The sequence below is a fragment of the Acinetobacter sp. YH16038 genome, from assembly GCF_013417275.1.
Classification (GTDB): domain Bacteria; phylum Pseudomonadota; class Gammaproteobacteria; order Pseudomonadales; family Moraxellaceae; genus Acinetobacter.
In genome coordinates, this window is record NZ_VPEG01000004.1 from 119005 (window position 1) to 131867 (window position 12863).

Sequence of the window (12863 nt, forward strand, 5' to 3'; positions counted from 1 at the left end):
TAAAATACTGCTAAAAAATGATCTATTAAACTGTAGCTTATATTTCTTAAAAATAATGTTTATTTATTCTATCTTTTAGGTATGGATATGAAGAAATTATATGCAATTTTATAAAGGCTGCATATTTACTTGAGCATGTCTTTTATTCATTCAATGCATAAAAAATCAGCCTTGCGAACAAGGCTGATTTTATTATCTATTTACTGGCGAATCTGACCATCACCGAAGACTACCCATTTCTGGGAAGTCAGGCCTTCTAGGCCAACCGGGCCGCGGGCATGAATCTTATCCGTCGAAATACCGATTTCCGCTCCTAGGCCATATTCGAAGCCGTCAGCAAAGCGGGTAGAGGCATTGATCATGACTGAACTCGAATCTACACCAGCTAAAAATTCACGAGCGATACTGTAATTTTCAGTGATGATTGAATCGGTATGATGCGAGCCATATTTATTGATATGTTCAATGGCTTCCTCAACACCCGATACGATTTTAACTGCCAGAATCGGACCTAGATACTCGGTGTACCAGTCTTCTTCTGTTGCGGCAACTACCTGATTGCCCAAGATACGCTGGGTTTCACGACAACCACGAAGCTCTACCTGTTTTTCCTGATACAGCTCAGCAATTCGAGGCAGGAAATCTTCAGCAACTTTTTCATCAACCAGCAAAGTTTCCATGGCATTACATACGCCATAACGATGGGTTTTGGCATTCAAAGCAATGGGTAGGGCTTTGAGCAGATCAGCCTGTGCTTCGACATAGACATGACAATTCCCGTCCAGATGTTTAATCACAGGTACACGCGCTTCTTCAGTAATGCGTTCAATTAAGCCTTTGCCACCACGCGGTACGATCACATCGACATATTCAGTCAGGGTAATCAGCTGGCCAACCGCAGCACGGTCAGTCGTATTGATCACCTGAACTGACGCTTCAGGTAAGCCTGCCACTTTTAAGCCATGCTGGATGGCAGTTGCAATGGCCTGGTTAGATTCCAGAGCTTCTGAACCGCCACGCAGAATAATCGCATTTCCAGATTTCAATGCCAGTGAAGCAGCCTCCAGAGTTACATTGGGACGCGATTCATAAATCATGCCCACTACGCCCAAAGGCACACGCATCTTGCCAAGCTGAATCCCTGTAGGACGGTAAGCCATATCAGTGATTTCACCAATTGGATCTTTCAGGCTGATCACATCTTTCAGGCCCTGTAACATACCTTTAAAGCGTGCGGGGTTGAGTTCTAAGCGATCAAGCAGGGCACTATCCAGATTGTTCTGGTGAGCTTTATTCATATCAATCTGGTTAGCAGCCAGAATAGCAGCTTGACTGTTTTCTAAAGCGGTATAAATTGCTGACAATGCGCTGTTTTTAGTTTGGGTAGACGCACGAGCCAAAATGCGAGAAGCCTGGCGTGCCTGCTGTCCTACCGTTTGCATATATTGTTCAATAGACTCTTGCATAGCGGTTCAATCACTTAGAAATTTCACTTTGATATTAACAGTCTGATGCCGGACAATGAAGCCCAACACTTAAAAATCATAAGCTTTTCACTGTTTCTAAACATTTTGAAATTGTTTTATCTTTAAAAGCAGATAAGTGGTTGTCGAATCAGTTGCTTGTGAAAAGCCGCTCTGTATAGAATGAAATGTAGCGACATAGATGTCATTGATATAATTACTACAGCGCAGGATGCGTGTTCAGGATAATCGGAATAATCCTGAAGCATAAGATCTGTAAATAATGACTTGCACAATAAAAATAAGGCAAGGACGGAGGAAAGGAATATGAATTCCATTATCCAGATGGATGCCCAGGCATTGGACCAACATAGCCATTACGGTTTTTTTGATCTTTATGATAAGCACAGTTTCAAGCAACCAGCACGTACGACATGGATCGATGGCTGGAAAATCGAGTATATGGCCATTGCGCGTCCTGATACTTTACATATGCGCCCAATGGTGATTATTGGGGGAGCTTTTCAGAACTTTAATTCTTACAAATATTGTGTAGAACAGTTATTTGATGCGGGACCTATTATTTTAATTGATTTACCTTCCATGGGGGCCAACCAGCAAATTACTAACGTTGATACCGGCTTATCTGCAGGAACACTTGAACTGGAAGATCTGGCAGCGATGCTAGGCCAATGGCTGGAGCAGATGCAACTGCCTAAGGTGGCTATTCTAGGGATGTCTTTAGGTTCAGTGGTGGCTTCCTGCCTGGCAGATCAGCGTCCTGAACTGGTAGACCGTATGATTTTGATGGGTGTAATGCAGAAAACCCGCAAAAGCTGGCGCATGCTGCTGGAAGAATCTTTGCATTTAATGAAAGAACAGCGCATGGACGAATTTGGCCAAGCGGTGATTCTGTACTTGGTCAATCATGCACGTTTAAAAGAAACCCGCATGTCACCAACAGCAAAACGGCTGTTCTTTAAGCAGATGTCCGAGTTTACAGCGACAGAACAGGACCGCTATGACATCAACTGTAACCGTCTTTTAAGACTGACCAATGTACCGATTCCTCAATGCAAAGTTTTGGTGGCTTGCGGGCAGTATGACAGCTTTACCTTGCCGCATGAAAATGCCAATTTTGCCCTGCAATGTCCAAATATGCAGTATGTGCAGATTGCTTCTGCAGATCATGTACCTCAGTTACAGCGCCGTAAAGAAACCATGCATCTATTTGCAACTTTCCTGCGTGATGAGCCGGTTGATCAACTCGAAGGTATTATCCCGTTCACCCGTGAACAGATGCAGCAGATCGAACGACGTGGGGAAGAGCGGATTACGGTTCAGGATCCACAGCGTTATTTAAGTCATCGTCATTCTGATCTGGTATTCAAGGCAGAAATTATCGATATGAATTTCTTTGGGGTGTTGCTGGAATTAGAACCTGGATTAACTGATCAGGCAGCCGCGTATCCACGTGATCTGGCTTTACATCTGGAAGATGAAGAAGGCGAGTTCAAGATCGAATGTCTGATCTTCGAACATGATGACACTCAGTTACGTGCCTTGTTCAAGCATGGCAGTTTTGATGTAGCAGAGCGTTTATTACGCTTTGTCCAGAAAGAGAAAGCAATTCAACAGGCTGAAGTATTCGATGCAGTCATCTAAAACAATAGAATTCATAAAAAAACAGCGTAATTAAACGCTGTTTTTTTTCACCGCATGAATCATCCAGACTAAATCGCCCAAATGTTCATCCTGTTCATAATGAGGACTCTGCTGTCGAGGTTCTGCAAAATAACGTTGTGGCTGTTCGACCTCCACCCGCATAAACCCAGCTTGCTGAAAAAACTGCTGTAGTTCTTGGGGCGATTTAAAATGAAAGGTGAATGCACTGCGTGAGATAAATTTTAGCAGACGACTACAGGCCCAGATAAAGCTTGCCAGTCTGTTTTTGACCGGTTCAGGGTAAATATCACTGAGATAATGCACTTCACTGAAACCTTGACCATATTCGTTAATACCTTTGAGCAAGGTAAACAGCATTTTTTGATCAAAGTAATTGATCAGGCCTTCATTAATAATGACTAAAGGCTGCTGCGGGTCAAAGACTTTAAAAATATTCGCCAGTTCTGCACTAAAAATATCGCCGCTCAATACTTCCGGGGCATCCTGATCAATCTGCTGCAAAGCATTAGTTTTGATCTTGGCCATATCGGGCAGATCCAATTCCCGATAATTAATCCCGGGAAATTTCTGTCTAAAATTCCAGCTGCGTGGGGATAAGCCACTGGCAATTTCCAGTACCTGTAATTGAGGATATTCACTAATTAACTGACCTAAGTGTTCGTCAATCATTTGATGACGCTGTTTCAGGGTGGTGCGCATACTGCCACCTACATGACGCTCAGCCCATGACTCCAATGGATGAACCAGTTTGGCAAGGAATTTACCTTTAGAGGTGGCAAATACCGGATGTGAAATCCCCATTTTGTACCAGATATAGCCGGTATAGTGTGCAGTAAAAGAAATATGGCGATGTTGTGAAAGAGATTCTGTCATGTCGTCCTGACCTTATTGTTGTTTTAATTCAATGCTGCTCATCAATATAGCAGTCTTTTCAACATGATAATAAAAAAGGAACACCTTGTCGTGTTCCTTTGTCGTATTCAGATCATTTAAAAATTACAGAACCTGATCTTTAAACTGGCTGATTTCATCACGGATCTGGCGCCATTCATCTCCAAGATCCAGCTCAGTACCGATCTGAATCTCTGGAATTTTTCCGCGCATGCGTTCCAGACGCTGCTGATTGGGCAGTGGCAGCTCCTGAATGCCCTCAAGCGCAATACATTGTGCTGCGCGATCATTGCAGACCAATCCCATATCACAACCTGCTTTCAATGCTGCCTGAATACGGGCATCGGCACCGCCAGCCACACAGGCAGCCTGCATGCTTAAATCATCCGAGAACAGTACGCCGTCGAAGCCAAGTTCTTGACGTAACACTTTCTGAATCCAGAATTCTGAGAAACCGGCTGGATTTGGATCAACCTGACTATAGATAACATGGGCAGGCATAAGCGCATCGAGTTGTGATTGTAACTGGATAAAAGTCTGCATATCCTTTTGCTGGATTTCTTCATAGCTGCGCATATCAATGGCAGCGGCCACATGCGAATCGGCCTTAACCGAACCATGTCCCGGGAAATGCTTACCGGTCGAAGCCATGCCAGCACGTTTCATACCTTTCAGAAAAGCACTAGCTAGTGGAATAATATCCTGAATATTTCTGGCAAAGCTACGGTCGCCAATCACATCACTAATATCATTCAGATCTAGTACAGGCGCAAAACTGAAGTCAATTCCGACAGCCAGTACTTCAGTCGCCATCAACCAGCCACATTTCTCGGCCAGTTCCAGCGCTTTTTCACGATCCGTCTGATAAAGCTCACCAAATTTGCCCATGGCAGGCAGCAGGGTAAAACCCTGTTTCAGGCGCTGTACCCGGCCACCTTCCTGATCCACTGCAATCAGAATGTCTGAACGAACCTGACGCATATGATCAGTCAAAGCGCGGACTTGGGCAGGAGATTCAATATTGCGACCGAATAAAATCACACCACCGACTTGTGGTGCACCCAAGAGTTCAATATCTTCTTGAGTAAGGGTAGTGCCTGCGATGTCGAGCATCAATGCGCCAATCATATGCGGAATCCATTTTAGAATTTTCGGGGAAAACAATACCTGAATTCTGCAATGATTTGCTACACTTTGTCAGCACAGAATATGATAAAACTACACGACATAAACATATTAAGTTGTTTAAGATGCTGAATACTTTAAGTTCTGCTCGAAAAGCAACACGGTCAAATTGGTCTTGAGGCCAAGGAAGTACGAATTATTTATGAAATTTCAAACAATAGCTTGTGCAGTTGCGATTGCGACAGGCGGATTATTTTTTACCCATGTGGTGAATGATGCAATTGCAGCTGATGGTAAAGAAGTAGTCAGCAAAGCAGTGCTTCAACCTTCTCAAGAACAGGCATTGGTATCCCGACAACTGGCAACTCTCGTTGATCGCCAACATTATTTGAATATGCGTCTGGATGCTCAGACTTCACAGCGTATCTTTGATTTTTATATTGATAGTCTGGATGCAGATCACAGTCTTTTTCTGGCATCTGAAATAGAAGATTATAAAAAACGCTATGGCGCTACTTTTGGTGCCAATCTGAAAGCTGGTAATTTGTCTGGCCCTTATGAAATTCATGCGCAGTATCGTGAGCGTTTAGCCCAGTTCTATACCTTTATGCTGGAAGAACTGAAAAAACCGCAAAATCTGAACCAGAAGAATGTATATATTGAAACGGATCGCGAAAAGGCGCCGTTCTTTAAAACTCAGGCTGAACAACGTGCTCACTGGTCAAAAATGCTGGTCTCTCAGCTGATTAACCTGACGATCAGTAAGGAAGAAGAGCAGGCCAAGCAAAATGCACTTAAAGCCAATCCTGAACTGGCGAATGGTCAGGACCTAACTGGGCCGGAAGATTTAACGCCTGCTCAAACCCTGACTAAGCGTTATACCCGTCAGTTAGAGCGTCTCAGCCGGATCAAGAGTGATGATGTGCTGGACAAAACCCTGAATGCGATGATGCTGACTTATGATCCGCACAGTAATTATTTCCCGCCTGTAGATGCGATGGAGCTGAACCGTCAGACTACATTGCAGCTGGAAGGGATTGGAGTGTCGATTCGCCCGGAACGTGGTAATGAAGATTACACCAAGATTGAAACCATTGTAGAAGGTGGGCCTGCCAGCAAATCAGGACAGGTAAAATCAGGTGACCGTATTGTTGGCGTTGCTCAAGACGGCGAACAGATGGTTGATGTAATTGGCTGGCCAAGCAATGAAATTGTTGGTCTGATTCGTGGTAAGCGCGGCACCAAAGTAACACTGAAGTTACTAGGCCCGGGTGCGACCATGGGACAGGCGCGTAATGTCAGTCTGGTACGTGATGTGATTCAGGAAGAAGATGCCGGGGTTAGAACCCGTACCGTGGAAATCCAGCGTGATGGTAAAAAATATCAATATGGTGTGATTGAAATTCCATCTTTCTATCTGAACTATCGTGCCCGTCGTGCGGGTACCGACTACCGTTCCGTATCAGAAGATACCAATAAGGCCCTGAAAGAGCTGGCTGCGAAGAATGTTGCCGGTATTATTGTAGACTTGCGCAATAACCCGGGTGGTTCACTTGAAGAAGTGGCACGTATGCTGGGACAGGTGATCAAGTCAGGTCCTGTGGTTCAGATTCGTGATGGTAACGGTAATGTCAGCGTCTTTGAAGATGATGATGGTGGTGCACAAACTTATGCCGGTCCATTGGCAGTAATGGTGAACCTGGCTTCTGCATCTGCAAGTGAAATTTATTCAGCAGCAATTCAGGATTATGAACGTGGCATCGTGATTGGTAGTACCACAACAGGTAAAGGAACTGCGCAGGTTCAGCTGGATAGCTTGGCACATGGTCAGGCAACACTGACTCAGCGTAAGTTCTACCGTGTGACCGGTGGTAGTACCCAAAACAAGGGCGTGATTCCGGATATCAAGCTGGTCGACATCTATAACGAAGAGTTTGGTGAACGTAAGGCTAAAAATGCCCTAGAGTGGGATACGATTCCAACTGCGCCATTTAAACGTGAAGGTGTGGTGCAGAAATATGTACCGGAACTGGCCAAGTTATCTCAACAGCGTGTCGCCCAGAACCCTCAATTCAAGTATCTGGAACAGCGTACAGCGGCCATGAAAAAAGTCGAAGACCAAAAACGTGTAGTTCTGGATCTGGAACAGCGTAAAGCTGAGTTGCTGGATATCGAGCGTAAAGCTTTAGAAGCTGAAAATGCCCGCCGTGCTGCAACCGGCTTAAAACCTTATCCAAACTGGGAAAGTTATCAGGCTTCTCTGGATGCTATGGTTGAAGCTCGGGCGAAAATGAAAGCCAAAGAGCGTCCGGCATTACCGGAAGAAGAAGCTTTTGTACTGGAAGCCGCGCATGTCTTGGCTGACTATGCTCAAGTACAGTCAAAACAGTAACTTTAACATAAAGTAATATAAGTTCTAAAAACAGCCTATTTCGATAGGCTGTTTTTTTGTGCAAATAAAATGCAATATCAATTAAATATAAAGTGCTATGTAACTAAATAAAAAAGAAAAATTTGTGATTTATGTCGAATAAAAAAGCTGGAATATTAAATTTAATCAATTGATAAAATCTCAAAGACTTCTAATATATAAGCTGAATTTTTTATTTTATCGATTCAGGGCAATTTTAAACTCCACTCCAGCTACTGAAGAGATAAAAATATTGCAATAAATTTTGTATATAGCTTCAAGTTTGAAGCAGTCGGGATGAACTCTGAAAAGAGTATTTTATTTTTTATAGGGCGTAAATTTAGCGGGGAATCGTGCGAATACAGCTGCGCAATAAAATAAAAATGATCGCCCAGATGGAACATTTTATATGATTCATGCTCATCATGATGTCAGTCTGCTCATTGGATCGATGGCTGTGGCATTTATTGCCTGCTATTTGACGCTTACGCTTGAGCAGATGCTATTTCGTAATGTATCGCTAAGGTTGAAAACCCTTATTTTACTGTTCAGCGGTGGCTTGCTGGGGCTAGCAATCTGGGGAATGCATTATGTCGGCATGACGGCAGCTCATTTTCCTGATGCTTATGATATAGATACTGCACTCACCTTAAGTTCTTATGTGATTGGCTTTGTGGGAGCAACCTTTGCCATCTGGCTCACCACCCGTAAAACTTTGCCTTGTGCCCGTCTGATTCTAGGGGCTGTCCTGATGGGGCTGGGTATGTCAGGAATGCACTATGTGGGCATGCTGGGCCTGAATGTTAAAAATCATGTGACTGCCTATCACCCTTTATTAATGATCTGTTCGATTCTGATTGCGACAAGTGGGGCTGGACTCAGTTTCTGGGTGGCATTCAAATATCGACAGGCAGTGCAAAGTACGATCCGGATGAAGCTCGTGGTCGCAAGTATGCTCACGTTGACCATTGTCGGGATGCATTATACGGGAATGGCGGCACTCAGTTTTTATGAAAATGCCCATCCATTGAGCCAGATCAGTCATTCCCACTATGACTTGCTATTTTCAGTCATCCTGATTAGTTGTCTGGTACTGGTGACTGCATTTGGCGTAGCCATGCTGGAGTTACGCTTTGAATCACGTAACCGTCAGCTGATGCTGGCCAATAAAGAGCTGGCGAATCAGGCGATTCAGGATAATCTCACCAAACTGCCAAACCGTTTATATCTGGTCAAATATGCACAATTGCTGTTTTCTGGCCGGCAGCAAGATGCTCAGCATGAAATCGCTTTTTTATATATTGATTTGGATCGCTTTAAAGCCGTGAATGATGTGTTTGGCCATCACGTTGGGGATCAGCTACTGATTCAGCTGGCTTATCGTATTCATCAAATTCTGGGAGATGATTCCAAACTGCTGCGTATCGGTGGCGATGAATTTCTGCTGGTGCTGGAAAATACTACAGTAGAACAGGCCTCGAAAATATCAGAAAAGATTCTGGAACTGATTCAGGAAAGTTTCCAGATCAGTGGCAAGACCATCAATATCTCGGGCAGTATCGGGATCGCCATGTATCCGAAGCATGGCCAGAATCTGCAGGATCTGCTGATCAATGCAGATGCCGCCATGTTGACTTCCAAGTATCAGGGACGGAATACCTATTCTGTTTTTAATTTCTCGACCGATCAGCATGAAAGCAAAAGCCAGAGTAAACTGATCAATGATCTGTATAAGGCAGTAGAAGAACAGCAATTTATCTTGGTTTATCAGCCAAAATTTACCCATGATGAGCAGATCTGTGGTGTAGAAGCGCTAATCCGCTGGAAGCACCCATTGCATGGTTTGCTGGGTCCGAATATGTTTATTCCCGGAGCAGAAAAAACCGGTTTGATTATTCCGATGGGCTACTGGGCTCTAGAGCAGGCCTGCAAACAGATTCAGCTCTGGGAAGCTGATCATGCTGATTTTTTCCCAATCGGCGTCAATTTATCTGCGGTTCAGTTTGAGCATAAGCATCTGATCAGCACACTGGAACAACTTCTGAATCAATATAAAATTGATCCTCAACATTTGATGATCGAGATTACCGAATCGACTGCCATGCATCATATTGATTCGAGTATCCGGACTTTGCAGCAGTTGCGTCAAATGGGCATCCAGTTGGCGATTGATGATTTTGGTACCGGGCATTCTAGCTTCCTGTATTTAAAAAACCTGCCTGTCGATGAGCTGAAAATTGACAAGGAATTTATTCAGGGTCTGAGTGCAGGTTCCAAGGAAGAAATGATTCTTGAAAGTATTATTCAGCTGGCCATTAACCTCGGTTTAAAAGTGACAGCTGAAGGAATTGAAACTGTGCAGCAGGCAGAAATTTTAACCCGTTTGGGCTGTCAGCAGATGCAGGGCTATCTGCTGGGTAAACCGATGGATGTCGAGCAACTTGAAGCTAGGGCTTTTGTTTCTTGAACCCGGTAAATCACTATTTAGAATTTTTTATTATTAAACTAATCAATTGTAAATTATAAAATTTATGTGGTTATCGATTTATAATTTCTAGATTGGGTAGTGAATTAAATCCGTTAAATCGACGAGCCAAAAAAATATCAGTTCAACCAGAAAAGAGAATGGGAAACTGCGATTTCTCCAGTTTATAGGGCTGCTTATTGGCTCTAGAAATCTGCTACAATATCGTCAATTTTTCATATTGATCGTATTTGATCTTGAGCACTGCGGTTCTGCAGTAGGTATTTTCCATGAGTTTTAAAGATGAGTTAGCGGCGCAGGTCGCTCAGCGACGTACATTCGCCATTATTTCCCACCCCGATGCCGGTAAAACTACCATGACAGAAAAACTGCTGTTATGGGGTCAGGCCATTCAGGTTGCAGGTATGGTGAAAAGCCGTAAATCGGATCGTGCAGCCACTTCTGACTGGATGGAAATGGAAAAAGAGCGTGGGATTTCGATCACCACGTCCGTCATGCAGTTCCCGTTCAAGGACAAGATGATTAACCTGCTCGATACCCCGGGACATGAAGATTTCTCGGAAGATACTTACCGTACCCTCACTGCGGTAGACTCAGCGCTGATGGTGATTGACGGTGCAAAAGGTGTCGAGGAACGTACCATTAAATTGATGGAAGTGTGTCGTATGCGTGACACCCCCATCATTTCTTTCGTCAACAAAATGGACCGTGAAATCCGTGAGCCTTTAGAGCTGCTGGATGAAATTGAAAATGTCCTGAAAATTAAATGTGTGCCGATTACCTGGCCACTCGGTACAGGACGTGACTTTGCAGGTGTCTATAACCTGCTCGAAGAAAAGTTCTATGTCTATAAAGCCGGTTTTGGTTCAGTGATTACTGATATCGAAGTTCGTGATGGCTATGATCATGCAGACTTACGTGAAAAAGTCGGAGAGCTGGCTTGGGCGGCATTTGAAGAATCGTTGGAACTGGTACAAATGGCCAATGAGCCATTAGATCGTGAAGAATTCCTGGCAGGCCGTCAAACTCCAGTTCTGTTCGGTACTGCTTTGGGGAACTTCGGTGTCGACCATGTTCTGGATACATTAAGCGAATATGCACCGCCTCCAAAAGCGCATCCAACTCAAGACCGTAAAGTAGAGGCGGATGAAGAAGGTTTCACAGGCTTTATCTTCAAGATTCAGGCCAATATGGACCCGAAACACCGTGACCGTATTGCTTTCATGCGAATCTGTTCAGGTAAGTATGAAAAAGGCATGAAAATGAAGCATGTGCGTATCGATAAAGATATCCGCATTAGCGATGCCTTGACCTTCCTGGCTGGTGACCGTCAGCATCTGGAAGAAGCATGGCCGGGCGATATTATCGGTCTGCATAACCACGGTACCATCCAGATCGGTGATACCTTCACTTCAGGTGAAAAACTGCAATTTACCGGTATTCCGCACTTTGCACCAGAAATGTTCCGCCGTGTCCGTCTCAAAGATCCATTAAAGTCAAAACAGCTGCAAAAAGGTCTGAAAGAGCTGTCTGAAGAAGGTGCGACTCAGGTCTTTATGCCACAAAACAGCAATGACCTGATTGTCGGTGCTGTGGGTGTGTTGCAGTTCGAGGTGGTAGCGTATCGTCTGAAAGAAGAGTACAAGGTGGACTGTATTTATGAGCCAGTGAGCATCAATACAGTACGTTGGGTATCTTGTGAAGATGAGAAAAAATTTAACGAATTCAAGAAAAAAGCCCATGACCAGTTATCTGTTGATGGTGGTGGTCACTTGACTTATCTTGCACCAAGCCGGGTGAATTTACAGCTGATGCAAGAACGTTATCCAGATATCGTATTCCGTAATACACGCGAACACTAAGCCTTCAGGCTTGAAAAATGTTAAACAGCTTCTCCGGAAGCTGTTTTATTTTGTGCTACATTTAAACCACTCATTACTTATATCTCTAAAAAATCATGAAGTTTAGTAAGGAAATCCTGCTCGGTTCAGTCATTGGCTGTAGTTTGTTACTTGGAGCATGTGATAAAAATGAAAAAAAACAGCCAGCTACAGAACAAAAAAAATCTGCAGCAGCCACCCCTGAAGAAAAAGCCAAATTTTTGCCTTACCTGAATATTCAGGAGAAATCGGCCGATATTGCCTTGCCATTTTGTGAAACTAAAAACTGTATTAATCTGGATATTCAGACCTTAAAGACAGCCGATGCCTGGCTAAACCAGTCTATTGAAAAGCAGCAGGCGAAAGTGATTCAGGATCAAATTGGCCTAAAGCAGGATATGAGCCTGCAGCAGGCGGTTAATGCCTATGTAAAAAAATCCGATGCCTGGCAAGCCCAGCTCAAACTGAATAAGGCCTACGAATTATCTCTTTATACCCGTATTCCTTATCAGCGCAATCAATTTGTGTTAATGCAAATTGGGGTAGACAGCACTCAGGAAAATATCCGTGTCAATGAACGCTATTATTTCTTTGTGGCTGATCGTGTGCAGCAAAAAATACTCAGTCCTCTGGATATTATCAATCCTGAACAGCAGTTGCAGATGGACCAAATTGTGCAGCAGGCTTACCAAAAATGGTTAAAGGACAATAATGCAGAAGTCCAGCAGAAAGCTCCAAAAAAACTGTATTGGGGGCAGGCGGACTGGTTCTTTGATCAGGAAGGAATTGGTCTACATTATCGGAGTCAGGAAATTAGCAAAGATGCCAAACAACTGGACATCTATTTAACCAAAGAACAAACACAACAAGTCTTGAAAGTGGATATTTATCAGAATATGTTCTAACAGGTAGGTCCTGCAAGG

8 protein-coding genes are annotated in these 12863 nt (G+C 43.7%); 5 read left to right on the forward strand and 3 right to left on the reverse strand.

Going from position 1 to position 12863, the window contains the following annotated elements; translation table 11 throughout:
• Positions 1-200: 200 nt before the first annotated feature.
• Positions 201-1466, reverse strand: coding sequence for a glutamate-5-semialdehyde dehydrogenase (locus tag FTV34_RS02025; RefSeq protein ID WP_034703231.1), 1266 nt, complete (start codon positions 1464-1466; stop codon positions 201-203).
• Between the two features lie 324 nt (positions 1467-1790).
• On the opposite strand from FTV34_RS02025, the gene FTV34_RS02030 reads away from it, so the two are divergent.
• On the forward strand, positions 1791-3128 hold the full coding sequence (locus FTV34_RS02030; RefSeq protein ID WP_180068644.1) for an alpha/beta fold hydrolase: 1338 nt from the start codon (positions 1791-1793) through the stop codon (positions 3126-3128).
• 30 nt (positions 3129-3158) lie between these two features.
• On the opposite strand, the gene FTV34_RS02035 is transcribed toward FTV34_RS02030, so the two are convergent.
• Both FTV34_RS02035 and nagZ read right to left on the reverse strand, forming a co-directional pair.
• A complete protein-coding gene (locus FTV34_RS02035; protein ID WP_180010887.1) occupies positions 3159-4022 on the reverse strand; it encodes a class I SAM-dependent methyltransferase in 864 nt (287 codons plus the stop codon).
• A gap of 123 nt (positions 4023-4145) precedes the next feature.
• Positions 4146-5168, reverse strand: coding sequence for a beta-N-acetylhexosaminidase (gene nagZ / locus FTV34_RS02040; RefSeq protein ID WP_180068646.1), 1023 nt, complete (start codon positions 5166-5168; stop codon positions 4146-4148).
• Positions 5169-5367: 199 nt separating this feature from the next.
• Here nagZ and FTV34_RS02045 point away from each other — a divergent pair, with 199 nt between their 5' ends.
• From FTV34_RS02045 to FTV34_RS02060, 4 genes are all read left to right on the forward strand, one after another.
• Positions 5368-7557 carry a carboxy terminal-processing peptidase gene (locus tag FTV34_RS02045; RefSeq protein WP_166136328.1) on the forward strand — a complete coding sequence of 730 codons (2190 nt, stop codon included), beginning with the start codon at positions 5368-5370 and terminating at the stop codon, positions 7555-7557.
• A gap of 427 nt (positions 7558-7984) precedes the next feature.
• Positions 7985-10042: an EAL domain-containing protein gene (locus tag FTV34_RS02050; protein ID WP_180068648.1), complete on the forward strand. Its 2058-nt coding sequence runs from the start codon at positions 7985-7987 to the stop codon at positions 10040-10042.
• Between the two features lie 287 nt (positions 10043-10329).
• Positions 10330-11922, forward strand: coding sequence for a peptide chain release factor 3 (locus FTV34_RS02055; RefSeq protein WP_180068650.1), 1593 nt, complete (start codon positions 10330-10332; stop codon positions 11920-11922).
• 95 nt (positions 11923-12017) lie between these two features.
• Complete coding sequence (locus tag FTV34_RS02060) at positions 12018-12845, forward strand: hypothetical protein (protein WP_180068652.1); 828 nt, start codon at positions 12018-12020, stop codon at positions 12843-12845.
• The last annotated feature ends 18 nt before the right edge of the window (positions 12846-12863 follow it).